This is a genomic window from Bradyrhizobium sp., assembly GCF_035935975.1.
In the GTDB taxonomy this organism is placed as follows: Bacteria; Pseudomonadota; Alphaproteobacteria; order Rhizobiales; family Xanthobacteraceae; genus Bradyrhizobium.
The window spans coordinates 89,728-106,408 of the sequence record NZ_DASYWN010000010.1 but is presented as its reverse complement, the minus strand read 5'-3'; the positions used below and the strand labels follow the sequence as shown (position 1 = coordinate 106,408).

The window sequence follows — 16,681 nt, the reverse complement described above, 5'->3', positions numbered from 1 at the left end:
GAAGCAACGGCCATTAACGGCCGAAACATAACGACAAAGGGAGAGTGACGATGAAGCGGTGGATTGGGGCTGCATCTTTGGCGCTGATGGCGTTTGCGGTGTCGCCGGCAAAGGCGGCCGACAAGGTCGTGCTGATGCTGAACTGGTACGTCTATGGCGAGCACGCGCCGTTCTATTACGGCAAGGCCAAGGGCATCTATGCCGCCGAAGGCATCGACCTTGAGATCCAGGAAGGCCGCGGCTCGGCCGCGACCACGCAGGCCGTCGCCGCCAAGACCGCCGATTTCGGCTATGTCGACGTGCCCACCATGATGCGCGCCGCGATCAAGGGCGCGCCCGTGGTTGCGACCGGCGTGCTGCTGCAGACCAGCCCGATGTCCGCCATGGGCTTCGTCGACAAGAACATCAGGAAGCCCGAGGACATCAAGGGCAAGACGGTGGCGATTACGCCGGCCGATTCCATGACCCAGATCTGGCCGCTGTTCCTGAAGAAGACGGGCCTCAAGGAAAGCGACTTCCAGACGGTTGCCGGCGACGGTCAGACCAAGCTCAACGCCGTCATCAACGGCCAGGCTGACCTCTTGCTCGGCTACGTCATGGACCAGTCGATGAAGATCAAGGACGCCACCGGCAAGGACGTGTTCCCGATCAAGTTCGCCGACTACGGCATCAACATGGTTTCGTCCGGCATCATCGCCAACTCTGACTATGTGAAGGCCAATGCCGATCTCGTCCGCCGCTTCATGTCGGCGACGACCAAGGCGGTCGAAGCCGCGGAGAAGGAGCCGAAGGCGGCGGCGCAGTCGATCCTCGACGCCAACCCCAAGGGCGGCAAGATCGACACGCTGACGCAGGGCTTTGAGCTGACCATTCCGCTCTACCGAACCGCGGAAACCAAGAGCAAGCGGCCGTTCCAGGTCACCGACCAGAACATGACGGACTCGGTCAACTTGATGGTCGAATATGGCGGGCTCGATGCCAAGGCCAAGGAGAACCCGAAGGCCTTCTACACCAACGACTATCTGCCGAAGAGTGGCTCGTGAAACCTGCGCCAATCGTGAGTGAAACCGTGCAGCCGGCCGCGCATCTGAGACTGGTGAGCGACCGGGCTGCCGGCGATGCGTCGGGCATCAAGCTGTCTGGCGTGTCGAAGACCTACCGGACGCGCGACGGCGATGTGCCGTCGCTGCGTCCCCTCGATTTCCACATCAATGACGGCGAGTTCTTCGTCGTGGTCGGACCAAGCGGCTGTGGCAAGTCCACGCTGCTCAAGCTGATCTCGGGACTGCTGCCGCCGACCACGGGCGAGGTCCTGGTCGAGGGCGAGAAGGTGACGAAGCCGCATGGCAATGTCGGCATCGTGTTCCAGAATGCGCTGCTGCTGCCGTGGCGGAACATCCTCAACAACGTGATGCTGCCGATCGACATGAAGCGGCTGCCGCGGCAGAAATATCTGGATCGCGCCAGATCGCTGCTGAAGCTGGTCGGGCTCGAAGGGTTCGAGAAGAAGCTGCCCTGGCAGCTCTCCGGCGGCATGCAGCAGCGCGCCTCGATCTGCCGCGCACTGGTGCACGATCCCCGGATCATGCTGATGGACGAGCCGTTCGGCGCGCTCGATGCGCTCACGCGCGAGCGCATGAACGTCGAGCTGATGCGGATCCAGCGCGAAACGAAGAAGACGGTGCTGCTGATCACGCATTCGATTCCGGAAGCCGTCTTCCTCGCCGACCGCGTGCTGGTCATGACCGAGCGGCCCGGCGCGATCGCCGCGATCTACGACGTGCCGCTGCCGCGCCCGCGCTCGCTCGACGTGATGGCCGACCCCGTCTTCACCGAGCTCGTGCAACGCATCCGCAAGCATTTCTTCTCGCAAGGTGCATTGGACTAAGACCATGGCGCCGCGTCTGAAGCTGCGAGACATCGCCTTCTTCGAACGACCGACGCACTTTGCGCGGCCGTTCCGCTTCGGCGCAATCACGATCAACGCGACGCCGCAGCTGTTCGTGCGTGCTGAGATCGAGGTCGAGGGCAGGGGCGTTGCAGTCGGCGCCAGCGCCGAATTGCTGGTGCCGAAATGGTTCGACAAGCGACCGGAGCTGTCGCCGGCGCAGACGGTCGACGAACTGCGCCGCTCGCTGGAGATCGCCCGCGGGCTCTATCTGGCGCGGACCGGATTTTTGACGGCATTCGATCTGCATGCCTCGTGCATCGGGGCCCAGATCGCGACCTGCGCCAAGAAGAACATTCCGGCGCTTGCCGCGGCCTATGGCCCCGCGGAGATCGACAAGGCGATCCTCGATGCCTTGCTGCGTACCGCCGGGACCAGCTTCTTCGACGGGATGGCCAAGAATATCGCCGGGATCGATGCGCGGCTGTCGGCTGATCTGAAGGATGCGGACCTCACCGCATTTCTCGCCGGCCGCAAGCCGCTGCCGCGCGTTGCCATCAGGCACACTGTCGGCCTCGATGATATCGTCGAAGGCGAGGGCGGTGTCGCCGACGCGCGTGAGAATGCCGGTGCGAGTTACTTCAAGCTGAAGCTGTCGGGCGATCCCGCGGCCGATGCGGCGCGGCTGACGCGGATCGGCAAGGAGCTCGATTCGCTCGGGCGCGACTACAAGGTGACGCTTGATGCCAACGAGCAGTACGCTGACCTCGCCGCCCTGCAGGCGCTGATGGACCGGCTCGATCGTGACTCCGCCTTGCGGCCGATCGCCTCGCGGCTGCTCTATGTCGAACAGCCGATGCCGCGCGACATCACGCGGCAATCGCCGCTGGGGTCGCTGGCCGTGCACGGCTTCATCATCGACGAGGCCGACGATTCCTACGATGCGTTCCCGGCGGCGCGGGCGCTCGGCTATTGCGGCATCTCCTCGAAATCATGCAAGGGGCTCTACAAGTCCATCGTCAACGCCACGCGCGCGGCGAAGTGGAGCGCAGACGGCGCGCGGTTCTTCGTGACCGGTGAGGACCTCACCTGCCAGGCCGGCCTTGCCGTGCAGCAGGACCTCGCGCTCGGTGCCTTCATCGGTGTCACCCACGCCGAACGCAACGGCCATCACTATGTCGACGGCTTCGGCGAAACGCCGGCCGCTGAAGCTGAGGCCTTCGCGGCCGCGCATCCCGATCTCTATGCCGATGCCGGGCAGGGCATCCGGCTCTCCATTCACGACGGCGATCTCCTGACGGGATCGCTTCATGCTGCGGGCTTTGCGACGTCGGTCCATCCGGACTGGTCGGTGCTCCGTCCGCTCGAACAGCCAAGATCACTTCAGGAGCAATTAGCATGACCACGCAACGCCTCGGCCTCATCATGAACGGCGTCACCGGCCGCATGGGGCTCAACCAGCATCTGATCCGTTCGATCGTCGCGATTCGCGACCAGGGCGGCGTCCGCCTGAAGAACGGCGACCGCATCATGCCCGATCCGATCCTGGTCGGCCGCAGCGCCGAGAAGGTCGAGGCGCTCGCCAAGCGCTACAACATCACGCGCTGGACCACCGACCTCGACGCCGCGCTCGCCGACAAGAACGACACCATGTTCTTCGACGCCGCGACCACGCAGGCGCGTCCGGGGCTTCTGACCCAGGCCATCAATGCCGGCAAGCACGTCTATTGCGAGAAGCCGATCGCGACGAACTTTGAAGAGGCGCTTGAAGTCGTCAAGCTCGCCAATGCCAAGGGCGTCAAGCACGGCACGGTGCAGGACAAGCTGTTCCTGCCCGGCCTGAAGAAGATCGCCTTCCTGCGCGACTCCGGCTTCTTCGGCCGCATCCTCTCGGTGCGCGGCGAGTTCGGCTATTGGGTGTTCGAAGGCGGCTGGCAGGAGGCGCAGCGGCCGTCCTGGAACTACCGCGACGAGGACGGCGGCGGCATCATCCTGGATATGGTCTGCCACTGGCGCTACGTGCTCGACAACCTGTTCGGCAACGTCCAGAGCGTGGTCTGTATCGGCAACACCGACATTCCCGAGCGCTTTGACGAGCAGGGCAAGAAGTACAAGGCGACGGCGGATGATTCCGCCTACGCGACCTTCCAACTCGAGGGAGGCGTCATCGCCCACATCAACATGTCCTGGGTGACGCGCGTCTATCGCGACGACCTCGTCACCTTCCAGGTCGACGGCACTCACGGCTCGGCGGTCGCGGGCCTCACCGACTGCATGATCCAGGCGCGGCAGGCGACCCCGAGGCCGGTGTGGAACCCCGACGAGAAGCGGCTGCACGATTTCTACGGCGACTGGCAGAAGCTGCCCGACAACGTCACCTACGACAACGGCTTCAAGGAGCAGTGGGAGATGTTCATCCGCCACGTCTACGAGGATGCGCCCTACAAGTTCACGCTGCTCGAAGGCGCCAAGGGCGTGCAGCTCGCCGAATGCGCGCTGAAGAGCTGGAAGGAGCGGCGCTGGATCGACGTCGCCCCGATCAAGGCCTGAAATCGATTAGATAGAGTCCCAATGTCTACCAAGCCGTCATTGCGAGCGGAGCGAAGCAATCCAGAGTCCTTCCGCGGCGACAGTCTGGATTGCTTCGTCGCTGAGTTTATCATCCGGCCGGCCGAAGGCCGGACCGGGTGGCTCCTCGCAATGACGGGGAGAGGTCTGAAATCATGAACAAGCCCGTCCAGCCGATGTCGTCATTGTCGCTCAAGCTGCCGAAGGCCGATCGCTCGATCGAGACCTATCGGCTCGCGGCCTCGCGCACGTTTCCCGCAAAGCTCGAAGGACCGTTGAACCGCATCGCCTTCTCGGCCGTGCACGCGGTGGCCGATCCCTTCGCCGACAACGATCCCTGGCTGTCGGTGGCCGTCGACTGGGACAAGACCATCGCCTTCCGTGAGCATGTCTGGGACCTCGGCCTCGGCGTCGCCGAAGCCATGGACACCGCGCAGCGCGGCATGGGGCTGGACTGGCCGACCTCGCTGGAACTGATCACGCGCTCGGTCGGCGCCGCCAAGCGCCGCAACGCGCTGGTGTTCTCCGGCGCCGGCACCGATCACCTCGCGGTCGAGGATGCGAGGAGCCTCGACGACGTGATCCGCGCCTATGAGGAGCAGCTCTCGGCGGTCGAGAAGGTCGGCGGCCGCATCATCCTGATGGCCTCGCGCGCGCTGGCAAAACTCGGGCGCAGCGCCGATGATTACGCCAAGGTCTATAACCGTGTGCTGTCGCAGGTCCGCGAACCCGTGATCATCCACTGGCTCGGCGACATGTTCGATCCCGCCCTGACCGGATATTGGGGGACCAAGGATCTCGACAGGGCGATGGACATCGCGGTGGCCATCATCAACAACAACGCCGCCAAGGTCGACGGCGTCAAGGTCTCGCTGCTCGACAAGCAGCGCGAGATCGACATGCGCCGCCGCCTGGACAAGCGCATCAAGATGTATACCGGCGACGATTTCAACTATGCGGAGCTGATCGCCGGAGACGAGCAGGGCTTTTCGCATGCGCTGCTCGGCATCTTCGATGCCATCGCGCCGGCGGCATCCTACGCGCTGTCGCGGCTGGCGGCCGGCGACGAGGCCGGCTTCCACGATGTGCTGGGGCCGACGGTGCCGCTGTCGCGCCATATCTTCAAGGCACCGACGCGCTTCTACAAGACCGGCGTCGTCTTCATGGCGTATCTCAACGGCCATCAGGACCATTTCACCATGGTCGGGGGACAGGAGAGCGCGCGCTCGATGCTGCATCTGGCCGAGCTGTTCCGCCTTGCCGATCAGGCCGGGCTGCTCGCTAATCCCGAGCTGGCGACGCGACGGATGCAGACCGTGCTGGCCTCGCACGGACTGGAATCCTGATGCGCGATTTCTCGTCCGACCATCGCTGGCTGTCGCTGAACACGGCGACCGTCCGCAAGCAGGGTGACCTCGTTCAGATCATCGACGCCTGCGCCAAGCACGGCATTCGCGCCATCGATCCCTGGCGCGACCAGGTCGCGGCCGTCGGTCTCGATCGCGCCGCGCGCGCAGTCCGCGATGCCGGCCTTGATCTCTCAGGCTATTGCCGCGGCGGCATGTTCACCTCGGACGCTTCGCGCCGGGGTGAGGTGCGCGACGACAACCGCCGCTGCGTCGATGAAGCCAAGGCGCTCGGTGCGCCCTGCATCGTCCTCGTCGTCGGCGGCCTGCCGCAATATTCGCGGCCCGGCAGCGAGGCGTCGAAAGATATCGTGGCCGCGCGTGGGCAGGTCGAGGAAGCCCTCGCCGACATGCTCGACTATGCGAAGCAGGCGAAGCTGCCGCTGGCGATCGAGCCGCTGCATCCAGCCTATGCGGCCGACCGGGCCTGCGTGAACACCACGAAGCAGGCGCTCGACATCTGCGACCGGCTCGACGCCGGCCGCAGCGGCATGCTCGGCGTCGCGCTCGACGTCTATCACATCTGGTGGGACCCGGAGTTGATGGGCCAGATCGCCCGTGCCGGCAAGGATCGCCTGCTCGCGTTCCACGTCTGCGACTGGCTGGTGCCGACCAGGGACATCCTCAACGATCGCGGCATGATGGGCGACGGCGTCATCGACATCAAATCCGCGCGCGCCGCCGTCGAAGCGCAGGGCTTTGCCGGCTATTCCGAGATCGAAATCTTCTCCAACGACTGGTGGGGCAAGCCGATGGACGAGGTGCTGCGCACCTGCATCGCACGGCACAAGACGGTGGTTTAGTTACCATAAGCGCGCCCGCCCTGCGGACTTGCGACCTGTTGCAGCGTGCCTCCTGCAGAACTGGTCCGGGGCGGGGTCGACCGCCTTGCGGCCGACAGACCCCTCTAGCTGGCGAAGCAGCTGGCCGGTCGGAGTACCACCAATGATGAGGTGGACGGTTTCAGTTCCCGGGCAGAATATCATCATCTCGATGCCGCAGCCTCCTCATACGCTGTGCCAGATTGGATGGGGTGATCAGTGGCATCAACGAAAAGCAGGCGCGGCGGATGTACCCATGCCTGTTGATCTCGAATGGCCCCGACGTGCAATCGTCGGGGCCATTGTTGTGATCGGCGCGATAGGCTGGGGACCTCGGCCGAGGGGCGCGACTTAAAAGTCAGACGATTGCGCTATCATAGATTCACCGTCAAACACCGGACTATTGCTCGTCGATTCGATCTGCGAAGCTGTGACAACACAAAGGCGCTTGCAGACAAGCAAGTGCGAAGGGAGGTCCGCAGTGGAGAAAGTGCGACGCTTGCGTGCGATGAGCTCACTGTGCCGCCAACAGGCCGCGTACAACAGCATGAACAAATGGAAGCTGCTCGCAGAAGCAGAATACTGGGATCATCTGGCCGATCTCGAGTTGTCTTCTGACTTCCAGCAGTACAACTCGCTTCCAGCGACGCAACCCCGTTGGTTCGAATGAGATAGAGCAGCCTCAAGCGATCACAAACGCCAATGATGCCCGGCGGAGCGATCTTCCGATGCAGGCACTCTCAAGAGAAATCCTGCGTCAGGGTGGTGGCGAGCCGCTCCAGCGCCCAGTCGACCTGATCACTGGTGATCACTAGCGGCGGAGCGATGCGGATCGTTTGCTCATGGGTGTCCTTGGCGAGGATGCCCTTACCCTGGAGCGCCTCGCAGTAGCGGCGAGCGCGACCGGCCTCGGGATGCAGCTCGACCGCCAGCATCAGGCCGCGCCCGCGCACCTCGCGGATCGTGTTGGCACGAATGTCTCTCAAGCCTTCCAGAAAGCGCGCGCCCTGCCTGGCCGCGTTCTCGATCATGCCTTCCTCGACCAGCACGCGCATCGCTGCGCGCGCAACCGCACAGGCCAGCGGGTTGCCGCCGAAGGTCGAGCCATGTTGGCCGGGTCGCAATGTCCCGAGCACGTCGTTGTTCGAAAGCACGGCCGATACGGGATAGAAGCCGCCGGACAAGGCCTTGCCGAGCAGCGTCACATCAGCCTCGATGCCCTCGTGCTGTTCGGCGAGCAGTTTGCCGGTGCGGCCGAGCCCGGTCTGGATCTCGTCGAGCACCAGCATGACGTTGTTGGTGGTGCAGAGCTCGCGCACCTTGGCAAAATAGCCGGCCGGAGGAATGATGACGCCGGCTTCGCCCTGGATCGGCTCGACCAGAAAGGCGACCGTGTTCGGCGTGATCGCCTCTTCGAGAGCGGCGGCATCGCCAAACGGGATGATCCTGAAGCCCGGCGCGAACGGTCCAAAGTGTCCGCGTGTCTCGGCGTCCGTTGAGAAGCCGACGATGCCCAGCGTGCGTCCGTGGAAATTACCGGCGCAGACGATGATCTCGGCCTGGCCGTCCGGCACGCCCTTCACCTCATAGCCCCATTTGCGCACCGACTTGATCGCGCTTTCGACCGCTTCGGCGCCGCTGTTCATCGGCAGCACCTTGTGGGAGCCGGTCAACGCCGCGATCTCCTCGTAGAACAAGGCGAGCTGGTCGTTGTGGAAGGCGCGCGAGGTGAGCGTCAGCCTGTGTGCCTGTTCCACCATTGCCGCCAGGATCTTGGGGTGGCAGTGGCCCTGGCTGACCGCGGAATAGGCGGAAAGGCAATCGAGATAACGGTTGTCCTCGGTATCCCAGACCCAGACACCTTCGCCGCGCGACAGGACGACCCCAATCGGCGCGTAATTATGGGCGCCAAAGCGCGCTTCCGTTGCGATGAAGTCAATGACCGGGGAGCTCATCTGTCGTCACTCCATTGCGGCGCACCGGCGTCAACCGACGGCACCGGCGGCCTGCAGCTTGATTTGGGTATCAGTCTGCCTCCCCGGAAGCCTTCATGCGCCAATGCGCGGCGCGGCCCGATTTACTCGAAACGTCAGATGGTTCTACGGAACCACAAGGTGTCGTTGGTCGACCCAGCCTCTACTGTGCATGGGGTTGTTTTCGACTTTTTTGTTGTTGGCCCTCACCCGATCGCGCAGGGCACGCTCAAAAACCCGCGGAACCGCACCCGTCCGCCCCGCACCGGCGGGCCGCTGACGGCATAATTCGGGAAGCGCGCCAGGAAGCGCGAGATCGCAATCGCGCCCTCCAGCCGCGCCAGCGCCATGCCGGCGCACTGATGCGCGCCGGTGGCAAATGCAAGATGCCGGTTCGGCGTGCGCGCGACGTCGAAGCTTTCAGGGTCCGGGAACTGCGCGGGGTCGCGGTTGGCGGCACCGATACACAGCGTCACCGATGTGCCGGCCTCGAGCATGACGCCGCCGAGCTCGACTTTCTCGGTGGTCATGCGATTGCCGAGCTGGTTCGAGCTTTCGTAGCGCAGCATCTCCTCGACCGCGGTCTTGATCAGGTCAGGGTTGCCGATCAGCCGCTGCTTCTGATCGGGGTTCCGATGCAGCGCGACGAGGCCGTTGCCGATCAAATTGGTCGTGGTCTCGTGGCCGGCATTGAGCAGGAAGATGCAATTGTGCAGCAGCTCCTTCTCGGTCAGCCGCTCGCCATTCTCCTCGCCCTGGATCAGGCGCGTCAGCACGTCGCGCTCGGGATTGCCTGGCCTCTCGCGCCGGCGCGCAACCAGCGTCTGCAGGTAGCTGAGAAAATCCGTCACTGCCTTGTTGCCGCGCGTGGCGACCTCCGGCGATACGACAGGCTCGAGCGCGCCGAGGATCGCCAGCGACCAGTCGCGCAGCGGCCCGCGCTCCTCGTGGGGCACGTCGAGCAGATTGCCGATCACCTCGATCGGGATCGAGGCGGCAAAGTCCTCGATCAGCTCGCAATCGCCCTTGGCGGCGATGGCGTCGAGCAGGCCATCCACCAGCTTGACGATATCGGGCTCCATGCCGGCGATCGCGCGCGGCGACAGCGCGCCCATGATCAGGCGCCGCACGCGGGTGTGCGCGGGCGGGTCGTTGAAGACGAGGCTGGTGGTGTGGTGCTCGTAGAGTGGGGTGTTGCCGTATTTCGGTGCGAACTCGCGCTTCTTGTCCGAGCTGAACGACTTGGTGTTCTTGTAGGTGGTGACGAGGTCGTCATAGCGGGTCAGGAACATTGTGCCGTTGCGCAGGCGCTTGACCGGCTCGTTCTCCCGCAGTGCACGATAGGTCGGATAGGGATCGTCGTAGAATTCCGCCGTCAATTTCTCCAGGTCGAAATTCGCCGCCAGTTCTTTCGCACTTGCGTTCATCCGCCATACTCGCCGGTTGAGACCGTTATGCTGTTTTCGCTCTTTCGAACGGCTCCGGTCACCGTCTACAGTCATGCCGTGATTTGCAAGCCGACCGGACAGGAAAATGCACGCCCGCGCTGACGCTGCCGACACGACCGCGCCGGAGTCAAAGACTCTATGGCCCGACGATATCTTCGCGACATTGCAACGCTTCGACGTCCGGCAGGTGCCTTACGTGCCTGACGCCGGCCATTCGAGGCTGATCCAGCGCGTGCTGGGCTCCTCCACGATGCGCGGCATTCCGCTGACGACGGAGGAGGAGGGCGTGGCGTTGCTCGCCGGCGCCTGGACCGGCGGACAGCGCGGCGTGCTGCTGATGCAATCGAGCGGCGTCGGCAATTGCATCAACATGCTGTCGCTGATCCCGATCCTGCGCTTTCCGTTCCTCACCCTCGTGACCATGCGCGGCGAGTGGGGCGAGTTCAATCCGTGGCAGGTGCCGATGGGCTCGACCACGCAAGGCGTGTTCGAGCTGTCGGGCGTCCAGGTGCTGCGCGCCTCGAACGCGGCCGAGGTACCTGCCGTGCTGGAGGCCGCCGCAGCCCAGGCCTACAACGCGCTCACGCCCACCGCCGTCCTGCTGTCGCAGCGCCTGATCGGCGCCAAGGTTTTCACCAAATGAGCAAGGCCAATCTTCTCGACCGCCGTCAGGTGGTCTCCGCGCTGCTGGCGAACCGCAAGGACATCGTGGCGATCGGAGGCTTGGGTGCCTCCACCAACGACATGTGCGCCGCCGGCGACCACGCCCGTAACTTCTATCTCTGGGGCGGCATGGGCGGCGCTGCGATGATCGGTCTCGGTCTCGCGCTGGCGCAACCGACGCTGCCGGTGCTGGTCATCACCGGCGACGGAGAGATGCTGATGGGGATGGGCAGCCTTGCCACCATCGGTCTGCAGAAGCCGTCGAACCTTTCTATCGTGGTGCTGGACAACGAGGCCTATGGCGAGACCGGCGGCCAGACCAGTCACACCTCCGCTGCCGCCGATCTCGTCGGCGTCGCCAGGGCCTGCGGCATCAAGGACAGCCAGTCGATCTCGACCATGGCCGAGGTGGAGGCCTTTGCGAAGGCCGTCCATGACGTCTCGGCCGGGCCGCGCTTTGCCAATGTGAAGATCGACAGCGCCAGCCTGGAGCGGATCCTGCCCACCCGGGACGGGACCTACATCGTCAGCCGAATCCGCGGCGACCTCGGCTTTCAGCCGATCTAGGCCGGTCCGCCGTCTGACCTTAAAGGGCGTGAGCCTGCTCGCGGGCCGTGCAGGCGCGGCCAATTTCCACTGAAATTACAACGCATTCTGGTTGCGATGCAGCATATTGCTTGACTTTTGCGTGGGTGAGTGCTTACTCACTAGCATGAGCTCATTGCGTATGACGAGCGACCTGAGGCGTCAATTGATCCTCGGTGCCGCGAAACGCTGCTTTTCCAGACACGGCTATAACGGCACCACGACGAAGAGCGTGGCTGCCGCCGCTGCCATTTCCGAAGCGCTGCTGTTCAAGCACTTCCCGTCCAAGGCGGCGCTGTATGCCGAGATCCTGACCGACGAGTGCGAGGCGGACCCGGCCTTGATGGAGCTGCTCGAGCGGGAGCCGTCGACGGCGGCTCTGGCCGAGCTGATCCGCGGCATGGTCCAGCACTTCCTCCACATCGCTGATGGTCCCGACCAGGAAGAGGCGCAGCGCCTGCGACTGATGGCCACCAGCCATTTGGATGACGGCGAATTCGCCCGTCTGCTATATGCCAAAATCGAGAAGCTGATCGGGGCGGTCTTCGTCGCCTCGCTCGAGCGTGCGGTGGCCGCCGGGGACGCGCGGCCCTTCACTGGCGATCCACTCAACCTTTTCTGGTTCGCGCATCATGCGGTGATGACCGCGGCGCTGACCAGACTGCCGGCCACGCCCTGTCTTGCTTACGGCAAGGCGAACGACCTGGAGCGGCAGCTCTGTGAGTTTCTCCTGAGGGGTATCGGACTTAACGACGCCGCAATTGCTTCGCATCTGGGCCACGATCTGGCCGCGGGTGTGGGCAAGGCGGCGATTGCAGAAAGCGCATGACAATGAACATCGTAGCCGAACACAAGATTTCGGGCGAACCGATCGACAACAAGGCTCCCAAGCGGCCGGTCCGGCCGGTGCTGTGGTTCATCATCATCGGGACGCTTCTTGGCGCGCTCGTCGGTGGCCTCGTCTGGTTCAATTATTTCCGCGGCCAGATGATCAAGCAGTTCTTCGCCAACAACAAGCCGCCGCCGACCGCAGTCAGCGCCGCCGAGGCGAAGTCGGAAGTGGTGCCGAACCTGCTGACCGCAGTCGGCGGCCTCGTCGCCGTGCACCAGGTCGACGTCAGCGCCGACGTCAACGGCCGCGTCACCGAGATCAAGTTCGAGCCGGGCGCGCATGTCGAAGCCGGCATGCCGCTGGTGCAGCTGTTCGACGCGCCGGATCAGGGCGATCTCGCCAACTACAAGGCACAGGCGACCGTCGCGCAGCTCTCGCTCGACCGCGCCAAGCAGCTGGCCTCGCGCCAGTTCGGTCCGCAGGCGACCGTCGATACCGCGCAGGCCGCCTACGACCAGGCGCAGGCCGGCATCGCCAAGACCGAGGCGCTGATCTCGCAGAAGCTGGTGCGTGCACCGTTCTCCGGCGATCTCGGCGTCCGCAAGGTCGAGGTTGGTCAGTATCTGACGGCAGGCACGGCGATCGTGTCGCTGACCGATCTGTCGCAATTGTGGGCCAATTTCACCGTGACGGAAAAGGATTCCGCCAACCTCAAGGTCGGCCAGACGGTCCGGCTCAAGGTTGACGCCTATCCGGGCCGTATCTTCGAGGGCAAGGTCACCACGATCGAGCCGCAGATCGCCACCGACACCCGCAATATTCGCGTGCAGGCGACGATCGCCAATCCCGAGAAGATCCTGAAGCCCGGCATGTTCGTCACCACCACGGTGGTGCTGCCGGACAAGCCGGCCGTGATCACCGTCCCGGAGACGGCGGTCGACTACACGCTGTACGGCGACTCCGTGTTCGTGATCGCCGAGAAGAAGGAAGAGGACGGCAAGACCAGCCTCTCGGCGGTGCGCACGTTCGTGCAGACGGGTAATCGCGTGAATGGTCGCGTCGAGATCATCAAGGGCGTGAAGGCGGGCGACAAGGTCGTTGCCGTCGGCCAGCTCAAGCTGCAATCGGGCGCGGCGGTGTCGATTTCGACCGACCCGGCGCCGCAGATTCCGGCGCAGCCGCCGCGTTACTGATCCAAACCATCTAAGTGATCCGGCCCGGCCGGATCACTTTTCTGAAGACAAAGAAATCGAGATCGCCGCGATGGCCTTTACCGATATTTTCATCAAGCGCCCGGTTCTGTCGGTCGTCGTCAGCCTGCTGATCCTGCTGATCGGCCTGCGCGCAGCGATGGTGCTGCCGATCCGGCAATATCCGAAGCTGTCGAACACGGTCATCAACATCACGACCGTCTATCCCGGCGCATCCGCAGACCTGATCCAGGGCTTCATCACCACGCCGATCGAGCAGGCGGTCGCCTCCGCCGAAGGCGTGGACTACATGACCTCGTCATCGGTGCTCGGCACCTCGACGATCCAGGTCTACATCAAGCTGAACTTCGACCCGAACCAGGCGCTCACCGAGGTGCTGGCGAAGACCAACTCGGTCAAGTACCTGATCCCGAAGGAATCCAACGACCCGATTGTCACCAAGACCACGGGCCAGACCACGGCCGTGATGTATCTCGGCTTCTCCTCCGAGGAGCTGTCGGGCTCGGCGATCTCGGACTATCTGACGCGCGTGGTGCAGCCGGTGCTGTCGACCGTCGACGGTGTCGCCTCGGCCGACATCCTCGGCGGGCAGACCTTCGCGATGCGGCTGTGGCTTGATCCCATGAAGATGGCCGGCCGCAACGTGTCGCCGGCGGACGTCGCCGCGGCCATTCAGGCCAACAACTTCCAGTCGGCGGCGGGGCAGACCAAGGGCTATCTGATCGTTTCCAACATCTCGACCAACACCAGCCTCACCGACGTCAACCAGTTCAGGAAGATGATCGTCAAGGCCAAGGATGGTGGCTTCGTCCGGATGGAGGATATCGCGACAGTAGAGCTTGCCGCGCAAAGCACCGACGCGAGCGTCGCCTTCAACGGCGAGCATGCGATCTTCATCGGCGTGAATGCGACGCCGCAGGGCAATCCGCTCACGCTGGTCAAGGGCGTGCGGGCGCTGTTCCCGGAACTCGAGCGCAATCTGCCGCCCTCGATGAAGATGAAAGTCGCCTACGACTCGACCAAGTTCATCCAATCGTCGATCGACGAGGTGGAGAAGACGCTAGGCGAAGCCGTGATCATCGTGATCGTGGTCATCTTCCTGTTCCTGGCTTCGCTTCGCTCGGTCATCATCCCGGTCGTGACCATCCCACTGTCGATGATCGGCGTCTGCACCTTGATGCTGGCGCTGGGCTTCAGCTTCAATCTGCTGACCTTGCTTGCGATGGTGCTCGCGATCGGCCTCGTGGTCGACGACGCCATCGTCGTGGTGGAGAACATCCACCGCCATCTGGAAGAAGGGAAGACACCAGTCCAGGCGGCGATGGAAGGTGCGCGCGAGATCGTCGGCCCCGTCGTCTCGATGACCATCACGCTCGCAGCCGTGTACGCCCCGATCGGTTTCCTCGGTGGTCTCACCGGCTCGCTGTTCCGCGAGTTCGCCTTCACGCTCGCGGGCTCTGTGATCGTGTCGGGCGTGATCGCGCTGACGCTGTCGCCGATGATGTGCTCGGTGCTGCTCAAGAACACCGAAGAGGGCCGCTTCGCCAAGCTCGTGAACCGGGTGTTCGGCGCGCTGACGCGCTGGTACGGCCGCAAGCTCGACCGCTCGCTCGACTACAAGGCGATCACGGGCCTGTTCGCGATCACGATTCTCGGCCTCGTCGGCTTCCTCTACATGCACACCTCGAAAGAGCTGGCGCCGGAAGAGGACCAGGGTATCGTGTTCGCGGTGACCAAGGCGCCGAAATACGCCAACATCGACTACGTCGATTTCTATGGCGACAAGCTCGACAAGGAATTCCAGAAGTTCCCCGAGACCGATCTGCGCTTCGTCCTGAACGGCATCAACGGCCCGCAGGGCGGCATCGCCGGCATGCTGCTCAAGCCCTGGGAAGACCGCAAGCGCTCGTCGATCGCGCTGAAGCCGCTGGTGCAGGGCGAGCTCTCCAAGATCGAGGGCGTGCAGGCCTTTGCATTCAACCTGCCGCCGTTGCCGGGTGGTCCGGGCGGTCTGCCGGTGCAGATGGTCATTAACTCCACTGCGGGCTACCAGACCGTCTTTGAGCAGATGGAGAGGCTGAAGGACGCTGCGCGCAAGAGCGGCATGTTCATCGTCTCCGACAGCGACCTTGCCTACAACCAGCCGAGCGTTGAGGTCACGATCGACCGTAGCAAGGCGCAGGATCTCGGCGTCAACATGCAGAACCTCGGCGCTACGCTCGCGGTCCTGCTCGGCGGCAACTACATCAACCGCTTCAATCTCGAAGGCCGGTCCTATCAGGTGATCCCGCAGGTGCCGCGCGCCGACAGACTGTCACCGGAGTCACTCGGCGGTTACTATGTGACCACCAACACCGGCCAGCAGCTCCCGCTGTCGACGGTGGTCTCGATCAAGACCAGGACCGACCCGAATTCGCTGACGCACTACAATCAGCTCAATTCGGCCACCTTCTCGGCCGTGCCGATGCCCGGCGTGACCGTCGGCGCGGCGGTGGACTTCCTCGAGGGCGAGGCCAAGAAGCTGCCGGCCGGCTTCAGCCACGACTATCTCGCGGACTCCCGTCAGTACGTGCAGGAAGGCAATCAGCTCGCCATCACCTTCGGTTTCGCGCTGATCATCATCTTCCTGGTGCTGGCGGCGCAATTCGAGAGCTTGCGTGACCCGTTCGTGATCATGATCTCGGTGCCGATGGCGATCGTCGGTGCGCTGATCCCGCTGTTCTTCGGCGCGGCGACCATGAACATCTACACCCAGGTCGGTCTGCTCACCCTGGTCGGCCTGATCACCAAGCACGGCATCCTGATGGTGGAGTTCGCCAACGAGCTCCAGGTCAACGAGCGGCTCGATCGCCGTTCGGCCATCGAGATGTCGGCCCGCATTCGTCTGCGGCCGATCCTGATGACCACGGCAGCGATGGTGACCGGCCTGATCCCGCTGCTGACCGCGACCGGCGCGGGCGCGGCCAGCCGCTTCTCGATCGGTCTGGTCGTCGTCGCCGGCATGTCGATCGGCACGCTGTTCACGCTGTTCGTGCTGCCCGCCGTGTACGTGGTGCTGGCAACCGACCACCGCGCTGCGGCCGATTCCGAGCGGAACAAGCAGGTCAAGGAGCTCGACCTCGGCTCCAAGGCGCTGCGGCCGACCTGAGGCCGCACGCAAGCGAACCAGAGGGCGGCAGCGGTCCATCCGTTGCCGCCCTTTTTCGTTCGGACATGGGGCCAGAGGTGCCGTTAGGCCTGAATTGACCGTTCCCGCGCCGGCAAGAGACAAGGTCCGGCCTTCTTG

14 protein-coding genes are annotated in these 16,681 nt (G+C 64.0%); 12 read left to right on the top strand and 2 right to left on the bottom strand.

The window, feature by feature from the left end:
- The first annotated feature begins 50 nt into the window (after positions 1 to 50).
- The 7 genes from VGR99_RS04195 to VGR99_RS04165 all read left to right on the top strand — a co-directional run bounded on the left by VGR99_RS04195 (position 51) and on the right by VGR99_RS04165 (position 7,353).
- A complete protein-coding gene (locus tag VGR99_RS04195) occupies positions 51 to 1,043 on the top strand; it encodes an ABC transporter substrate-binding protein (RefSeq protein WP_326897039.1) in 993 nt (330 codons plus the stop codon).
- Positions 1,040 to 1,888 carry an ABC transporter ATP-binding protein gene (locus VGR99_RS04190; protein WP_326897038.1) on the top strand — a complete coding sequence of 283 codons (849 nt, stop codon included), beginning with the start codon at positions 1,040 to 1,042 and terminating at the stop codon, positions 1,886 to 1,888. Before VGR99_RS04195 ends, VGR99_RS04190 begins: the two co-directional genes overlap by 4 nt.
- A 4-nt stretch (positions 1,889 to 1,892) precedes the next feature.
- Positions 1,893 to 3,290 carry a hypothetical protein gene (locus VGR99_RS04185; protein ID WP_326897037.1) on the top strand — a complete coding sequence of 466 codons (1,398 nt, stop codon included), beginning with the start codon at positions 1,893 to 1,895 and terminating at the stop codon, positions 3,288 to 3,290.
- The gene (locus tag VGR99_RS04180) at positions 3,287 to 4,438 is read left to right on the top strand and encodes a Gfo/Idh/MocA family oxidoreductase (protein WP_326897036.1); all 1,152 of its coding nucleotides are present in this window, start codon (positions 3,287 to 3,289) and stop codon (positions 4,436 to 4,438) included. The genes VGR99_RS04185 and VGR99_RS04180 overlap by 4 nt, the downstream gene beginning before the upstream one ends.
- 173 nt (positions 4,439 to 4,611) lie before the next feature.
- Positions 4,612 to 5,802 (top strand): dihydrodipicolinate synthase family protein, encoded by a 1,191-nt coding sequence (locus VGR99_RS04175; RefSeq protein WP_326897035.1) that lies wholly within the window; start codon positions 4,612 to 4,614, stop codon positions 5,800 to 5,802.
- Entirely contained in the window at positions 5,802 to 6,665 is an 864-nt protein-coding gene (locus tag VGR99_RS04170; RefSeq protein WP_326897034.1) for a sugar phosphate isomerase/epimerase family protein, read from the top strand. The genes VGR99_RS04175 and VGR99_RS04170 overlap by 1 nt, the downstream gene beginning before the upstream one ends.
- Before the next feature lie 499 nt (positions 6,666 to 7,164).
- Positions 7,165 to 7,353, top strand: coding sequence for a hypothetical protein (locus tag VGR99_RS04165; protein WP_326897033.1), 189 nt, complete (start codon positions 7,165 to 7,167; stop codon positions 7,351 to 7,353).
- A gap of 70 nt (positions 7,354 to 7,423) precedes the next feature.
- Here VGR99_RS04165 and rocD read toward each other — a convergent pair whose 3' ends face one another.
- A complete protein-coding gene (gene rocD, locus VGR99_RS04160; RefSeq protein ID WP_326897032.1) occupies positions 7,424 to 8,638 on the bottom strand; it encodes an ornithine--oxo-acid transaminase in 1,215 nt (404 codons plus the stop codon).
- A 224-nt stretch (positions 8,639 to 8,862) separates the two neighbouring features.
- On the bottom strand, positions 8,863 to 10,083 hold the full coding sequence (locus VGR99_RS04155) for a cytochrome P450 (RefSeq protein ID WP_326897031.1): 1,221 nt from the start codon (positions 10,081 to 10,083) through the stop codon (positions 8,863 to 8,865).
- Between the two features lie 106 nt (positions 10,084 to 10,189).
- Between VGR99_RS04155 and VGR99_RS04150 the strand changes: the two genes are divergently transcribed.
- The 5 genes from VGR99_RS04150 (at position 10,190) to VGR99_RS04130 (ending at position 16,543) form a co-directional block, all read left to right on the top strand.
- Complete coding sequence (locus VGR99_RS04150; protein WP_326897030.1) at positions 10,190 to 10,747, top strand: phosphonopyruvate decarboxylase; 558 nt, start codon at positions 10,190 to 10,192, stop codon at positions 10,745 to 10,747.
- Positions 10,744 to 11,334: a thiamine pyrophosphate-dependent enzyme gene (locus VGR99_RS04145; RefSeq protein WP_326897029.1), complete on the top strand. Its 591-nt coding sequence runs from the start codon at positions 10,744 to 10,746 to the stop codon at positions 11,332 to 11,334. The genes VGR99_RS04150 and VGR99_RS04145 overlap by 4 nt, the downstream gene beginning before the upstream one ends.
- Positions 11,335 to 11,494: 160 nt before the next feature.
- The gene (locus tag VGR99_RS04140; RefSeq protein ID WP_326897028.1) at positions 11,495 to 12,181 is read left to right on the top strand and encodes a TetR/AcrR family transcriptional regulator; all 687 of its coding nucleotides are present in this window, start codon (positions 11,495 to 11,497) and stop codon (positions 12,179 to 12,181) included.
- A gap of 2 nt (positions 12,182 to 12,183) precedes the next feature.
- Positions 12,184 to 13,377, top strand: a complete 1,194-nt coding sequence (locus tag VGR99_RS04135; protein WP_326897213.1) for an efflux RND transporter periplasmic adaptor subunit — start codon at positions 12,184 to 12,186, stop codon at positions 13,375 to 13,377.
- Positions 13,378 to 13,447: 70 nt separating this feature from the next.
- Positions 13,448 to 16,543 (top strand): MexW/MexI family multidrug efflux RND transporter permease subunit, encoded by a 3,096-nt coding sequence (locus VGR99_RS04130; RefSeq protein ID WP_326897027.1) that lies wholly within the window; start codon positions 13,448 to 13,450, stop codon positions 16,541 to 16,543.
- The last annotated feature ends 138 nt before the right edge of the window (positions 16,544 to 16,681 follow it).